This window comes from uncultured Subdoligranulum sp. (genome assembly GCF_937890665.1).
On record NZ_CALADU010000203.1, the window covers coordinates 1 to 15605 of the forward strand.

At 55.1% G+C, this 15605-nt stretch carries 13 protein-coding genes and 1 other annotated feature; of the genes, 2 read left to right on the forward strand and 11 right to left on the reverse strand.

The annotated features are described in order from the left end of the window. Positions 1-378: 378 nt before the first annotated feature. The 6 genes from Q0526_RS11580 to Q0526_RS11605 form a co-directional block, all read right to left on the reverse strand. Positions 379-1077: a sigma-70 family RNA polymerase sigma factor gene (locus Q0526_RS11580; RefSeq protein WP_298733755.1), complete on the reverse strand. Its 699-nt coding sequence runs from the start codon at positions 1075-1077 to the stop codon at positions 379-381. A gap of 33 nt (positions 1078-1110) precedes the next feature. Next, complete coding sequence (gene spoIIAB, locus Q0526_RS11585; protein WP_298733757.1) at positions 1111-1545, reverse strand: anti-sigma F factor; 435 nt, start codon at positions 1543-1545, stop codon at positions 1111-1113. A gap of 12 nt (positions 1546-1557) precedes the next feature. Continuing rightward, on the reverse strand, positions 1558-1854 hold the full coding sequence (locus Q0526_RS11590; protein ID WP_298733759.1) for an anti-sigma factor antagonist: 297 nt from the start codon (positions 1852-1854) through the stop codon (positions 1558-1560). Positions 1855-1988: 134 nt separating this feature from the next. Then, positions 1989-3287, reverse strand: a complete 1299-nt coding sequence (locus Q0526_RS11595) for a folylpolyglutamate synthase/dihydrofolate synthase family protein (RefSeq protein ID WP_298733761.1) — start codon at positions 3285-3287, stop codon at positions 1989-1991. Then, positions 3284-3916 (reverse strand): VanZ family protein, encoded by a 633-nt coding sequence (locus tag Q0526_RS11600; protein WP_298733763.1) that lies wholly within the window; start codon positions 3914-3916, stop codon positions 3284-3286. The genes Q0526_RS11595 and Q0526_RS11600 overlap by 4 nt, the downstream gene beginning before the upstream one ends. A gap of 119 nt (positions 3917-4035) precedes the next feature. Further along, positions 4036-4962, reverse strand: coding sequence for an AEC family transporter (locus Q0526_RS11605; protein ID WP_298733765.1), 927 nt, complete (start codon positions 4960-4962; stop codon positions 4036-4038). A gap of 127 nt (positions 4963-5089) precedes the next feature. Beyond that, positions 5090-5338 (forward strand) — a binding site (T-box leader). A 69-nt stretch (positions 5339-5407) separates the two neighbouring features. On the opposite strand from Q0526_RS11605, the gene Q0526_RS11610 reads away from it, so the two are divergent. Further along, positions 5408-8116: a valine--tRNA ligase gene (locus Q0526_RS11610; RefSeq protein ID WP_298733767.1), complete on the forward strand. Its 2709-nt coding sequence runs from the start codon at positions 5408-5410 to the stop codon at positions 8114-8116. Positions 8117-8148: 32 nt separating this feature from the next. Then, positions 8149-8733, forward strand: a complete 585-nt coding sequence (locus Q0526_RS11615; protein ID WP_298733769.1) for an HD domain-containing protein — start codon at positions 8149-8151, stop codon at positions 8731-8733. A 198-nt stretch (positions 8734-8931) separates the two neighbouring features. Here the strand turns inward: Q0526_RS11615 and Q0526_RS11620 are convergent, their stop codons facing one another. From Q0526_RS11620 to Q0526_RS11640, 5 genes are all read right to left on the reverse strand, one after another. Beyond that, positions 8932-9765, reverse strand: a complete 834-nt coding sequence (locus Q0526_RS11620; RefSeq protein WP_298733770.1) for an RICIN domain-containing protein — start codon at positions 9763-9765, stop codon at positions 8932-8934. A 219-nt stretch (positions 9766-9984) separates the two neighbouring features. Next, positions 9985-11910, reverse strand: coding sequence for an ABC transporter ATP-binding protein (locus Q0526_RS11625; RefSeq protein WP_298733772.1), 1926 nt, complete (start codon positions 11908-11910; stop codon positions 9985-9987). Further along, positions 11910-13667: an ABC transporter ATP-binding protein gene (locus Q0526_RS11630; protein ID WP_298733774.1), complete on the reverse strand. Its 1758-nt coding sequence runs from the start codon at positions 13665-13667 to the stop codon at positions 11910-11912. Before Q0526_RS11630 ends, Q0526_RS11625 begins: the two co-directional genes overlap by 1 nt. Before the next feature lie 74 nt (positions 13668-13741). After that, on the reverse strand, positions 13742-14242 hold the full coding sequence (locus Q0526_RS11635; RefSeq protein ID WP_298733776.1) for a MarR family transcriptional regulator: 501 nt from the start codon (positions 14240-14242) through the stop codon (positions 13742-13744). Between the two features lie 203 nt (positions 14243-14445). Beyond that, on the reverse strand, positions 14446-15605 hold a 1160-nt coding region (locus Q0526_RS11640; RefSeq protein WP_298733778.1), incomplete at its 5' end, for an ABC transporter permease.

Sequence of the window (15605 nt, forward strand, 5' to 3'; positions counted from 1 at the left end):
ATCTCATGAAGTTCCGTTTGTCAAGAACTTTTTTGAGATTTTTTTGAAGTTTTTTTCGTGAGCCGAAGCTCTCGAAAAAGCCTTCAAAGGCTGTTGTTATGCGGTTTTCAGCGGCTTTCCGTGTCGCTCTCGCGCCGGACAGCTTGATTATAATACCACCGCGAAACCACTTTGTCAACACCTTTTTTCAGATTTTTTGACATTTTTTTGCGATCTCTTACAGGTCAACGATATATCGTCGTTTCCCGCTGTGGTAGGCGTATCATATCATATTGTTATCTTACTGTTAAGGCCGCCTTTTTACTTTTGGAGATCCTTACAAACCAAACGCAAAAAAGCGTGCACATTGACGAAGGCATCGCCAACATGCACGCTTTATTATAGTGCAGTCCTAGATTCTCCCAACAGTTGTTCCCGCATCCACTGCAAAACCTTTCGTTCCCGTCGAGAGATTTGCACCTGCGTAGTCCCCAACACCTTGGCCGTTTCGCTCTGGGTTTGTCCGCCAAAGAAACGCAAGCGAATCAGTTGACGGTCCCTTGGTTCTAACTTGTCCATCACTTCCTCCAGACCAATGCGATCCGAAAGACTTTCCTCCGGGGAATCTACCGGCACATCCCATTCCCGTTGCCCCTCTTCTTCATCGGTGGGCGTCAGCGACAAAGCCGGCAGAGATGCCCGAATCGCCAGTGCGATCTGTTCCGGGGTAGTGTTTAACGTTTCTGCCAACTGCGCGACCCCCGGTTCTTTTCCCGTGCGTTTAAGGCTGCGTTCCCGCTCTGCATTGATCTTCATACTTAACTCTTTCAAGGAGCGGCTAACCTTGACCGTACCGCCATCCCGAAACAGCTTCTTGATTTCCCCCAGAATCACCGGTACCGCATAGGTAGAAAAGCAGACGCCCCGCCCCGTATCAAACCCATCGCAGGCTTTGACCAAACCCAAACAACCGGCAGCATACAGCTCCTCATACTCAATGCCCCGGCCCTTGAACCGGCCAGCGCAGGCATGGACCAACCCCAAATTTTTCTCAATAAACTCTCCGCGCGGCAGCAGGTCAATACTTTGTGCTGGCATACCAGTTTCCCCCTTTATAAGATATGTAAGGGGTCAGTCGCGCGCTTCCAAGCGTTTGGTCAAAGTAACGCGGGTACCTTTGCCCGGTGTGGAAGACACCCGCACCTTATCCATAAAGCTCTGCATCACCGCAAAGCCAAGGCCCGCGCGCTCGGATGGATCGCCGGTGGTATACATAGGTTCCATCGCTTTGGCCACGTCATCCATGCCTACACCCCGATCGCTAATGGTGATTCGCACCAAGCCGCCCTCATAAAGGCCCGCCGTAAGGGTAATGGGCCCAATGGCATCCGGGTAGGCGTGAACAATGCAGTTGGTCACCGCCTCGGACACTGCCGTTTTTAGGTCGGCCAACTGCGGCACCGTAGGATCAAGCTGCACCAAAAAAGCCGCAAGCGCCGCACGGGCAAACCCCTCATTGACAGACCGACTGGCAAAAGTAATCTTCACTTGATTGAGCATTTTCATGGTTCTTTCCTCTCAGGCATAAGTGATGCGGGCAAGGTCCAACATACGGCGCACCGTAGGCGGGGGATTTTGTACCGTAAGCCGCCCCCCCAGCGACACAATATGCCGGTCCCGTCCCAAAATCAGCCCAACACCAGACGAATCCATAAATGTAACACCTGAAAAATCCAACGTCAGAAGTTCCGGCAGGCGTTCGTCTACCTGCGCGTCAATTTCCCGTCGGAGTGACTGCGCCGCATGATGATCGATCTCACCGCTCAGATACGCAGCCAGCGTGCCGCTGCCCGGCACAAAGCAAACCTTTGCCATCGAGGTTGTCCCCTTTTTCCACGGATTGGGCGATACCGTAAAGTAACCGCCAAAAATCAGGCAACAGAAAAAGCCTGTATCTTTACGATACAGGCTTTGCCGTAAATATTTTGTTGGAACAGGGCGGCAAACGGTTATTTTTCCGCCTCTTTAAGCAGCCACGGACGGGCTTCGGCCGCCAAATAGAGGGAACCGCAAACCACAACACCCGCCAGATTGTTTTCTTCCGCATAGTTGACTGCCGCCCGCAGTGCCTGCGGCACGCTGTCCGCCGCCTCGGCATCCATATGGAACCGAGCCTCCCGCTGCAAATCCTCGCCGCTGAGTGCTCGCGGACAGTTGGGCGTTACGGTATACACCTTGGCAAAACAGGGTGCCAAAACTTCCAGCATGGTTTTATAGTCTTTGTCGGCCAGCATCCCCAACACGCCCACAAGGTTCTCCTCATACTTAGCCTTTTGCAGCGTTTCGGCCAGCGCACGGGTACCATCGGGATTGTGGCAGCCGTCCAGCAGCAACAGGGGATGGCGACGCAGCACTTCAATGCGGGCAGGCATGCGGGCAGTCGCCAAGCCTTGCAAAATCGCGTCATCCGAGATCTCATAGCCGTATTCCCGCCAAAGCGCCAAGGCGATTTCCACAGCCATTGCCGCATGGTTGGCTTGATGGGCGCCGGGCAGCCCCAGCGCCGCTTGATACCCACCATAATCCACACGGTTCTCTAGCCGTTTGCCGGGAAGCTGTCGGATGTCGTCCATCTCCGGAGTGATAATGCTGGTATGTGCCTCAGCCGCGGCCGTCAAAATGGACCCCATGGCTTCCGCCGGTTGGTCCGGGTAGCAAACCACCGCACAGCCTTCCTTGATGATGCCGGCTTTTTCGGCGGCAATTTTATCCAGCGTATCCCCCAGCAGTTCCATATGGTCGTACCCGATGCGAGTAATGGCTGCCACCAAGGTATGGGGCACCACGTTGGTAGCGTCATAGCGGCCGCCGAGGCCGGTTTCCAACACGACCAAATCACACTTCTCCCGTGCGAACCACAAAAGCGCCAGCGCAGTGACCGCCTCAAACTGAACAGGGCCTTCCCCGCCCTCCTGCCGGATGGCCTCGGCTGCGTCCAACACCTTTTGGGCCAGCGAAGCCAATTTCCGCGGCGAGATCATCTCGCCATTGATTTGAAAGCGTTCCCGGAAGTCCACCACATACGGGCTGATGGTCAGGCCGGTCTTATAGCCCGCCGCCGTCAGAATCGCAGCCGTCATGGCCGCCAGACTTCCTTTGCCATTGGTCCCGGCAATATGGATACACTGCAGTTCTTTTTCCGGATTCCCGAGATGATCCAACAAATTTTGCATCCGTGCAAGACCGGGCTTTCCACTGCCCAGCCGCGGCAATGCGTGCAGTGCCTCGATGGCTTGTTGCGTAGTCATTCTGGCTGTTCCTCCTCTTCGTTGGGCACCTGCGGCTGCTGTGCCTCATACGCACGGTGGGCTGCCCGCTGGGCCAGCCGCTCATGTTCCTGTTCCCGCTGCGCACGCCGCAGTTCTTCTCGTTCTTCCCGCAGAGCGCGGTTTTCTTGTTTGATCTGAGCAAAGGCTATTACCACCCGGACAATCAACAAGATCACCAAGGCGACAAAAATGCCAGCCACCACTCCCAGCATATCGATCCAGACATCAGTGACCAAAGAAGTTCGGTTGGGAATGAACACCTGGATCGTTTCGTCCATCACGGCAGTGGCCAAACCGCCCAACAGCGGCCAGCTGATATGCCGCACAAAACGAGCCGTATAAACCCGCAGGCAGAGCATCAGCAAAAAGCCTTCCATCATGAACTCGAGGAAATGGGCCAGTTTGCGAATGGTATGTTCGGAGAGCGGTCCCAGATGGAGCCACCCCAGCGTTTCATTGACGGTTTCCATAGCCGCCTGACTGCGCAGCGAGGACTGGGCCCCCGTCTGCAAAGAATTGCGAAAGATATAGGCCACACAGGCCAACAGCGCCAGTGTGAAAATCACACGAAATGCGATCAGCCATGGGCTTGTTTTTTCTGTTTGCATAAAACTCCTTTTTGTAACAGTACTCCTCTATAACTCGCTATTATAGCACCCCTACCGTCCGGCGGCAAGTCAAACCCCACAAAAAAAGGCGAAACCTTCTGCGGTCACGCCTTCCTTCTTTATAATACAGCCGTCAGCACCAGTGCATACAGCGGCAAAATCACAATACTGCTCAACGTAGAAAACACCACGGCTCCCGCTGCCAGCTCTTCATCTTGTTTGTACTGGATGGCAAGCATCGTGGTCATGGCCGCCGTAGGGCAGGCCTCCAACAGCAGCACGACGGTAGGCACCGTTCCGTGCAATCCCAACAATGCAAACAACACCAGCGTCACCGCCGGGATCAGCAGCATGCGTACCCCCAGTGTGCGAAACAAGTTGGGATTGTGCAGCAGCTTGGGCAGATTGCCGGAGGCAATGGTCGCACCGGTAATAATCATAGACAACGGCGTATTCATATCCCCCACCGAACCTACCGGGTCGGCAATGATCTCTGGAATCGGAATCCGGGCCAAATAGATGATCAACCCTGCCACTACCGCCAAAATACAAGGACAGGTCACCACGTTGCGGACAATCTGCTTCGGGTCAGCCTGTCCACGCAGGTACGTCGCGCCCACTGCCCAAATCAGAATGTTAAACATAGTGACAAAGGCGCTGGCATACAAAAGGCCCTCGTCACCAAACAGCGCCCGAACCAGCGGGAATCCCATATAGCCCGCATTGGAAAAAGCACAGGCAAGCCAGATAATTCCTCTTTTGTCCCGCGGGGTGCGCATTGTAACCGCAAAGGCAACCACCATCCCCACTACCAACGCCACCGTACTCAGGGCAAAGGTCACGAGCAGATTGTGGAAAATGGCCGGGTCAAAGTCCACCATATAGGAATCCAATATCATCGCCGGTGAAACTACATACAGCAGCAAATTGGCCAGCACAGATTTTTCCTTTGGTTGAAACACGCCCCACTTGCAGCACACAGCGCCGATCAAAATCATGAGCAGAAGCCGCAGTACTTGTTCGGCGGTGATGACAGCCAACTCCATATATACTTCCTCCTCAAAACACAGCCTTTTGCACTATATACCGACCAAAAGATCTTGTCAAGAGTTTTTCGCAGCGGAAAGATTCCCTCTTGACAACCACACGGCGCTGCGGTAGGATACATATTATATAAATGCAGTGAGAAAGAGTGCGCTTGTTCTGTTTTTGCAGAGAGTCGGCGGTTGGTGTGAGTCCGACAAAGCAGGCAAGGCTGCTGTCGCTTTTGAGCAGGCACGGCGAAATCCAGCCAGTAACCGTGCACGGGTTTGCCTCCGTTATTCGGGCAGGCAGGTTTTTTCCTGCCGCAAAGCGGCCTTATTGTAATAAGGCAACTTGGGTGGTACCGCGACTTGAATTGTTTTTCAGGCCGTCCCATGATCGTTCATGGGGCGGTCTTTTTTATTTTTAAAAAAACAGCCCCGCAACAACCAGTAGGAGGTTTTGTTTATGCCGAAAGAACTCGCCAAACAGTACGCACCGCAGGGTGCCGAGGATCGCATCTATCAAAATTGGTGCGACAAAGGGTATTTCCATACCCAGATCGACCGCAGCAAAAAGCCGTTTACCATTGTGATGCCGCCGCCGAACGTTACCGGCCAGCTTCACATGGGCCATGCCATGGATGAAACTTGGCAGGATATTCTGACCCGCTATAAGCGGATGCAGGGGTATGCCGCCCTGTGGGTACCGGGCACCGACCACGCCTCTATCGCAACCGAAGCCAAAGTGGTGGCCAAGATGCGGGAAGAGGGTTTGACCAAAGAGATGGTCGGCCGGGACGGCTTCCTTGAGCGGGCCTGGGACTGGAAGAACACCTATGGCAACCGCATTGTCAGCCAGCTGAAAAAGCTGGGCTGTTCCTGTGACTGGCAGCGGGAGCGCTTCACCATGGACGAGGGCTGCTCCGACGCCGTAAAGGAAGTATTCGTTCGCCTGTACGACAAGGGCCTGATCTACCGCGGCAACCGGATGGTCAACTGGTGCCCCCACTGCAACACCTCGATTTCCGACGCCGAGGTGGAGTATGAGGCCAAGGAAGGCAGCTTCTGGCATCTGCTGTACAAAGTCAAAGAGACCGGCGAGACGCTGGAACTGGCCACCACCCGTCCCGAAACGATGCTGGGCGATACCGCCGTGGCGATCAACCCCGATGACCCCCGGTACGCCCACCTGCATGGCTGCCATGTAATTCTGCCGTTGCTGGACCGCGAAATCCCCATCGTCTGCGATGAGCACGCCGACATGGAGAAGGGCACCGGTGTGGTGAAGATCACCCCCGCCCACGACCCCAACGACTTTGAGGTGGGCAAGCGCCATGATCTGCCGATGATCCGTGTGCTGACCTACGATGGCCATATGACCGGCGCCGCCGACAAGGCTGCCGCGGATGCTGAAAAGACCGCTGGACGCGCGGCCGCCGACGAGCCCGATGTGCTGGACTGCGGCAAGTACGCCGGTATGACCGCCATGGAGGCCCGCAAGGCGATCTTGGCAGACTTGGAGACCTGCGGCGCGCTGAAAGAAACCGAGAGCATCACCCACGATGTGGGCACCTGCTACCGCTGCCATTCGGTTATCGAGCCGATGGTGTCCAAGCAGTGGTTCGTCAAGATGGAGCCGTTGGCTGGTCCCGCCATTGAGGCCGTGGAAAAGGGCGACATCAAGTTTGTGCCCGAGCGGTTCACCAAAAACTATATCAACTGGATGAAAGGCGGCCGAGACTGGTGCATCAGCCGTCAGCTGTGGTGGGGCCACCAGATCCCTGCTTGGTACTGTGACGACTGCGGCGAGACGGTGGTCGCCAAGACGGCTCCCTCTGTCTGCCCCAAGTGCGGCAGCGCCCATCTGACCCAAGATCCCGACACGCTGGATACCTGGTTCAGCTCTGCCTTGTGGCCTTTCTCCACGCTGGGCTGGCCCAACGAAAACGCCGAGGATTACAACTACTTCTACCCCACCAACACGCTGGTCACCGGCTACGACATCATTGGCTTTTGGGTTTCCCGTATGATCTTCTCCGGTCTTGCCTATACCGGCAAAGCTCCCTTCGACACGGTGCTGATCCACGGCATTGTGCGGGACAGTCAGGGCCGCAAGATGTCCAAGAGTTTGGGCAATGGCATCGATCCGCTGGAAGTCATCGACCAGTACGGTGCCGACGCGCTGCGCATGATGCTGATTGTGGGTTCCACCGCCGGCAACGACATGCGGTACAGCGACGAAAAGGTTACTGCCAGCCGGAACTTTGCCAACAAGCTGTGGAACGCTGCCCGCTTTGTGCTGATGAACCTGCCGGAGGACTTCACCCCCGGCATGCCCGACGAGGCCCTGTTGGACATGAGCGACAAGTGGGTGCTGTCCGAGTTGTCCAAGGTTGCCGCCGAGGCCACCGCCAATCTGGACAAATACGAGTTGGGTCTTGCCGCCGAAAAGGTAGAGAACTTTATCTGGGAAGTTTACTGCGACTGGTATATCGAGATCTGCAAGTCCCGCCTGAACAGCGACGATGCCCTGCAAGCCGACACTGCCCGCAAAGTGCTGGTCTATGTGCTGGATAAAGCCCTGAAATTGCTGCATCCCTTTATGCCGTTCATCACTGAGGAAATCTATCAGGCCTTGCCGGGCAGCGAGGAGACCATCATGCTCCAGACTTGGCCGGGCAATCTGGAGATGCCGGTCTGGGCGGACGAGTGCGCCGACTTCGAGAAGCTGATGGACTACATTAAAGCGGTACGTGCTATACGCAGCGAGATGAATGTCCATCCGGCCAAGAAGACCACCATGGTCATCGAAACCTCCTCCCCTGCCGCTTTCGAGAAGGGCGGTGCCTATCTGGCTCGCTTTGCCTTTGCCACCGACGTAACGCTGACCGCCAAGTACGACGGCCCCACCGAAGGGATGGTCACGGTTGCCACACCCCATGCTCGGGGCTTCATTCCGATGATGGAATTGATCGACCGTGAGAAGGAATTGGCGCGTCTGAACAAGGAACTGACCAAGGCAGAGAAAGAGACGGCCATGTTCCAGAACCAACTGAACAACCCCAAGTTTGTGGAGAAGGCGCCTGCCAAACTGGTAGAAGAGACCCGCGCCAAGCTGGCCGCCGCACAAGAGAAGGCCGCTAAGATTCAGGAATCCATCCAAGCGCTGGGCTGAGAGCCGACGCTTTCATAAAGGAGCGAATACCAATGGATGCAGGAATGACGCGTGAGCAGGCTTGGGCCCTGCTGCGAGAATACAACCAAGAGCCTTTTCATTTGCAGCATGCATTGACGGTGGAAGCTGTCATGCGCTGGTTTGCCGGGAACTTGGGCTACGATGCCGACGCAGATTTTTGGGCACTGTGCGGGCTTTTGCACGACGTGGACTTTGAGCGCTACCCCGACCAGCATTGCACCAAAGCGGCCGAGATTTTGCCTGCAGCCGGTGCCAGCGAAGCGTTGACCCACGCTGTGTGCTGCCATGGGTACGGCCTGTGCAGCGAGGTGAAACCGGAACACGAGATGGAAAAAGTCTTGTTTGCCACCGACGAACTAACCGGCTTGATCGGTGCCGCCGCCAAGATGCGGCCCAGCAAAAGCTGCACCGATATGGAGCTGTCCAGCCTGAAGAAGAAGTTCAAGGATAAAAAGTTCGCCGCAGGCTGCTCTCGGGATGTGATCCGTCAAGGTGCCGAGATGCTGGGCTGGGAGCTGGACGCCCTGCTGGATAAGACGCTGCAGGCTATGCGCGCCACCGAAGCCGACATCCGCACCGCTATGGACGCTCTGTAAACCGCCAAGATTCCTCACAAATACCTGCGCCCCGCTTTCGACGAACCGTCGATTGCGGGGCCTTTCTCTATATTCCGCATGCCGAAAGTCAATGGTCAGGCGTGTATTTTGGGGCATACAAAAAGTCCCCGCGCCATACAGCGCGGGGACTTCATCGTTCCAACACAAAAATTGCAAGGGGGTTCGTCAAACCGGTGATTACTTGCCGGCCTTCTTGGTGGTCTTCTTGGCAGCAGGCTTCTTGGCGGCCGGTTTCTTGGCGGCGGGCTTCACAGCATCGCTGACCGCCTTCACAGCATCATTGACCACGGGTTTGGCCGCCTTCACAGCCTCTTCCACCACCGGCTTCGCAGCCTTTACAGCCTCATCGGCAGCGGGCTTGACGGCCTCGGTGACAGCCTTCACGGTATCATTGACCGTCTTAACGGCTTTTTTGGCCGTGGGGGTGGTGCTGGCCTTCTTCACAGCCTTCACCACTTCCTCCGCAGCGTCTACCGCCACATCGGCCATATTCTCTGCGGCAGCCTTCGCCTTGGCGGCGGTGGCCTTCGCGCTGGTCTTGGGCTTGCGGGTCACTTCGCTGATAGTCCAGTACTGGGTGGTACCATTCTCGTCCCGCCAAATCTGCAGGGCCGCGCCGTTATCGGTGTTCATGCCCACCACGTCCAGCAGCTTGCCGGCAAGGTTAGACTTGATCTTGACGCTGCCGTCGTTGGAAGGCTCCACGACCCACAGCTGGCTGGACGCCGGAGCGCCCTCCCACTGATGCACGCGAGTGCCGTCGCTGACGCCGCCGCAATCCAAATCCAGCATTTTGCCGGTGAAACGGTTCTGGATGCGGTACACACCGTCACCAGCGGCGACGAAGTTCCACTGCTGCCATTCGGCGTTCACGTTATCCCACAACTGGATCTTGGCGCCATTATCGATGTTATAATCCGCAACCTCCACGACTTTGCCGTTGGCGGCGCTGATGGTATAGAACTTACCGTCGGTAAGTACGGTCTGGGCAACTTTCTTTTTGGGTGCCATATCGGAATTCCTCCTAATACGTTGGGCGGCCTCTTTCTTTTCCCTCTGGCCGCATTCTGTTCCACTGCAAAATTGCGTGGCTACGTTCTCTATTATAGCCACTTTTTCCCAATTCGTCAACTTTTTGGCGCTGTTGCGGCATTTTGCACAAAAAAGCCGGAATGGCACAAAGCCATCCCGGCAATTTTGATTGATTCAGGCTGCGTTTTTACCGTTCTTTTACGAATTTTCTGCAAAATTACCGGTGTACAAACGATAATACCGGCCCTTTTGGGCAATCAATTCGTCGTGGGTGCCACGCTCGATGATGCGGCCCTGCTCCAAAACCATAATGCAGTCCGAGTTGCGCACCGTAGACAGACGGTGGGCAATCACAAAGGTGGTACGGCCATACATCAGACCATCCATGCCATCCTGCACCAACTTCTCGGTACGGGTATCAATGGAAGAAGTGGCTTCGTCCAGGATCAGCACCGGCGGGTCGGCTACTGCCGCACGAGCGATGGCCAACAACTGCCGCTGGCCTTGGCTCAGGTTGGTGCCGTCGCCGGTCAGCATGGTATTGTACCCGTCGGGCAGATGCTTGATAAAGCCGTCCGCATTGGCCAAACGTGCCGCCGCGATACATTCCTCGTCGGTGGCGTTCAGCCGTCCATAGCGGATGTTCTCCATTACCGTGCCGGTGAACAGGTGGGTATCCTGCAGCACGATGCCCAGCGAAGAACGCAGCGCATCCTTCTCGATGGATTTGATGTCATGCCCATCGTAGAGGATCTGGCCCTTCTGGATGTCATAGAAGCGGTTGATCAGGTTGGTGATCGTCGTCTTGCCGGCACCGGTAGAACCAACGAAGGCAATCTTCTGGCCCGGACGACCGTACAAGTTGATGTCGTGCAGCACGATCTTGCCCGGATCGTAGCCAAAGTCCACATCTTTAAAGACGATGTCGCCCTTGAGCTCGGTATAGGTGCTCTGGCCGTTGGCATCGGTCTTTTTCCAAGCCCAAGTACCGGTGGGCTGATCGGTTTCGGTCACCGTGTTGTCAGGCAGATACTTGGCATGGACCAAGGTGATGTCGCCTTCGTTGACTTCCGGCTTTTCATCCAGCAGCGCAAAGATACGCTGGCCGCCTGCCAACGCCATAACCACCGAGTTCAACTGCATCGAAATCTGGGTAATAGGCTGGTTGAAGTTGCGGGTCAAAACCAAGAAGCTGGCCAGTTTGCCCAGCGTCAAACCGCCGAAACCGGCAATGGCCATAGCGCCGCCGATGATGGCGCACAACACATAGCTCAAGTTGCCCAACTGGGCATTGACAGGCATCGCCACCAGAGAGAAGGCATTTGCCTTGTCTGCACTGTGGAACAGTTCGTCGTTCAGCTCGTCAAAGCGTTCGATTGCAGCTTCCTCATGGCAGAAGACCTTGACGACCTTTTGGCCGTTCATCATCTCTTCGATGTAGCCATTGACGCGGCCCAGTTCCCGCTGCTGCTTCACAAAGAATTTGCCGGAACGGCCGGTGAGGAACTTGGTGCAAAGCAGCATGACGCCCACCATGAACAAAGCCACCAGCGTCAGCGCCGGGCTGAGCACCAACATGGAGATCAACACGCTGACCACCGTAATGCAGGTGTTCACCAACTGCGGCAAGCTCTGGCTGATCATCTGCCGCAGCGTATCGGTATCATTGGTGTAGATCGACATGATGTCGCCGTGGGCATGGGTGTCGAAATACTTGATGGGCAGCGTTTGCATATGGGTAAACATTTCATCACGCAAGTTTTTCAGCGTTCCCTGCGTAATACGTGCCATCATACGGTTTTGCAGGAAGATGGCCAAAATGCCCACTGCATAGAATGCACCTACGCGGGCAATGGCCCGGATCAGGCCGCTGAAATCGCTGCTCTTTTCCAACAGCATGGGCGTGATGTAACCATCGATCAGCGTTTGCATGAACAAGGTACCTTGTACCTGTGCAAAGACGCTGATGAAGATGCAGCACAACACGGCAATGACCGGGAACTTATAGAGGTGCATGACATAGGCCAGAATGCGTTTGAGAATTTTGCCGGGGTTGGCCACTTTGGGACGCGGACCGCGGTTACGGCCGGCGCCTACCTGAACCACTTTCGCCTGCTGTGCCATTACGCCTCGCCCCCTTTCTCGTCAAAGTCGCCGGACCCCTTGGTCTGGCTGTTATACACTTCCTGATAGATTGCGTTGGTCTTCAGCAGATTTTCCGGCGTATCATAGCCGCTGATATGTCCGTTATCCAACACAAGGACATGGTCAGCATTTTCCACGCTGGAGATACGCTGGGCAATGATAAAGACCGTGGTGCCGGGGATTTTCTCGGCAAAGCTATGGCGGATTTTGGCATCGGTAGCCGTATCCACCGCCGAAGTGGAGTCGTCGAGAATGAGAATCTTGGGTTTCTTCAGCAGGGCACGGGCAATGCACAGACGCTGCTTCTGACCACCGGACACGTTGGTGCCGCCCTGTTCGATGTAAGTTTCGTATTTGTCAGGGAAGCGCTCAATAAACTCATCGGCACAAGCCTGCTGGCAGGCCGCTTTGATCTCGTCATCGGTGGCATTGGGATTGCCCCAGCGCAGGTTCTCGGCAATGGTGCCGCTGAACAATTCGTTCTTTTGCAGCACCATGGCCACACTGTTGCGCAGGGTTTCCAGATCATACCGGCGCACATCCACGCCGCCAACCTCGACGCTGCCTTCCGTCACGTCATACAGACGGGGCAGCAACTGTACCAGACTGGACTTGGCCGAACCGGTACCGCCGATAATGCCAATGGTTTCACCGGACTGAATGTCCAGATTGATGTTCTCCAACGCCTTCTCGCCGTCTTTCTTATAGGCAAAGCTGACGTTCTTGAATTTAACGGAACCATCCTTCACTTCCATGATCGGGTTTTCACCGTTGGCCAGATCGGATTTTTCCTCCAAAACCTCGGCAACACGCTTGGCAGATGCAGCAGACATGGTGATCATAACAAACACCATAGAGAGCATCATCAAGCTCATCAAGATGTTCATGCAGTAGCTCAGCATGCTCATCAGGTCACCGGTGGTGAAGCTGGTCGCACCGGACAGCACGATCAAGCGGGCACCCAGCCAGGAGATGATCAAAATGCAGCTATAAACCGCCAAAGTCATCAGCGGGGCGTTCCAAGCCAGAATCAGTTCGGCACGCATCAGCAGCTGCCGGACATTTTCACTGGCCTTGCGGAACTTCTCTCCCTCGAACTTTTCGCGGACGTAAGCCTTGACTACCCGGATGGCCGAGACGTTTTCCTGCACACTTTCGTTCAGGTCATCATACTTACGGAACGCACCGGTAAAGTAGTTGGTGGCGTGCACCATAATGTACATCAACGCACACCCCAGCAGGATCACCGCTACCAGATACACGCTGGCCAACTGGGCATTGATGGTGAAAGACATAATCAACGCCACAATCATGCTGGCGGGCGCACGGATGGCCATACGCAGCATCATCTGATAAGCGTTCTGGATATTGGTCACGTCGGTGGTCATACGGGTAACCAGACCGGCCGTGGAATACTTATCAATGTTGGCAAAGCTGAAAGTTTGGATATTGCGGAACATGCCCCGGCGCAAGTTGCGGGCAAAACCGGTGGCTGCATGGGACCCAAACATAGCCCCCAAAATACCCACCAGTAGGCCGATGAGGGCAGCCAACAGCATTTTGGCACCTACCGAATAGATGACCTCCATATTGCCGGCGGTCACGCCGTCATCCACGATGGTCGCCATCAACCTGGGGATGATCATTTCCATGATAACCTCACCGATCATGCAGATCGGGGTGAGGATCGAAACCAAACGAAATCCTTTGGTTTCACGTCCAAGTGTCTTGAACAAGATTGATTGCTCCTTTCTACCTTTACATACTGTTCTTTCCGAATAAGGGAATGCGAAAACCGCATCTAGGGCGCTCAGCCCTCCCCCATCACGCTTTGTGCATTGGACAGAATCCGCTCCAGCACCGCCCTTGCCACAGCTTGCTGTTCCGGCTGGATGCCGCGCTGCAAGTCGCGCTCAAAGTTATCGATGCTCAAGCGAATGCGCTCATGATACGCCACACCTTTCGGGGTTGCACTCAACCGTTTGAGGCGGGCATCCTGCGCTACCGAACAGCGGGTGATAAAACCGTCCTGCTCCATCGCCTGCAAAATGACTGTCACGCTGGAGCGACGAAGTTGCATCCATCGCTCTACATCCCTTTGGAAAATATCGCGTTCTTCCTTATTGGCACGCACAATTTCCCCCAGCAGCATGCCCCGTACCCCGGTAAGTTCCGGTGTGACTTCTGCGGCAATGCGTGCATCCATCGAGCGACGGATCACACGGGAAGTTTGGCTGACCAATGCCCCAAAGTGATCACTGCAACAGCAGCCCGGCGCACAGTCAGACTGATGTGTTTTCGTACCTCTCACCCGCCCTTCTTTTGTTAGGTATCGAATTGTTCGTATGCTAACATTCTTTAGCGCATTTAATCAGTATAGCATGGCTTTTTAAATTGTCAATACAAAAGAAAATAAAAAAAGCGCCGCCCTTTTCCTTCTCGTCAATGGAAAAACCCGACTCCTGCCACCGAGGCAGGAGTCGGGTTTTCTCAACTTTTTGTACTTTTTATCGGTTATTCCGGTGCTTTCATACTCTCGACCATCGAGATTCTACGCAGCGAGCGCTGCATTACAAGATTTACCAACGTGCTGAAGAGCAAAGTCAGCGCGATGGCATAGACAAAACTCAGCGGCTGAATATCCCGTCCGAACATAACGGCGTCCACTTCCACCGTGACAATGATAAAGCGGTGCAGTGCTATACCGCCGAACACGCCGAACAGCGTTCCAATCAGCGTCAACGCCACGCTTTCTCGGTTGACATAGGCATTGACCTCGCGATCATAGAAGCCCAAGACCTTGATGGTGGCGATCTCTTTGACACGCTCGGCAATGTTGATATTCGACAGATTATACAACACCACAAAGGCCAAACTTGCCGCGCAAACGATGATCAGTACCACCACTGCGTCGATGGAGTTGAGCATATTCAAGACCTGCACAATGCTGTCCTGCGTGAAGGTCAGGCTGGCCACATTGTCCATCGCCAGCAAAGTTTCCGATACAGCATCGCGTACTTCCTGATTGTCATCGGTCAGTTTGCTGAGAGCTGCATTGTAGCTGACCGGCGTACCGAAGCCGGCCTCATAGGTAGCGGCACTCATATACACATAGTTGCTGATGTAATGCTCGCATACCCCACTGACGGTAAAGGTGCCGGTCTGCTCGTCGCCGTTGGTCAAGGTAATGGTATCCCCAGCCTGTACCCCCAAGGTCTTGGCCAGCTTTTCGGTAAGGACCACACCCTCTTCTCCCAACGGGACCGCCTTGCCGCTGACCCGCTCGTGCAGATCAAGGAAATTGGCGAAGCGCTGCACATCCTGCGGGACCATCAGATAGACATCCACACCGCCCTCCGGCGGAGATTGACGGGTCGTTTCCATAGAGACGGTCAGCGACTCGGTGATGGGATTTCCTTCTGTTAGATAGTCGTAAACTGTCCCCGATTCCAGCGCCTCTTCCTTGGTGACCACCGTCATCAAGTCGTAATGAGAAACCGCACTGAACTGTCGGGTGATGATCGCATTAAGCGAATCCGAGATTCCAAAGCCTGCCACCAACAGCGAAGTACAGCCCGCCACCCCGATGACTGTCATCCAGAAACGGCGCTTATAACGCAGCAGATTGCGGCAGGTCACCTTCCATGTAAATAGGAAACGGCGCCACAACGGGG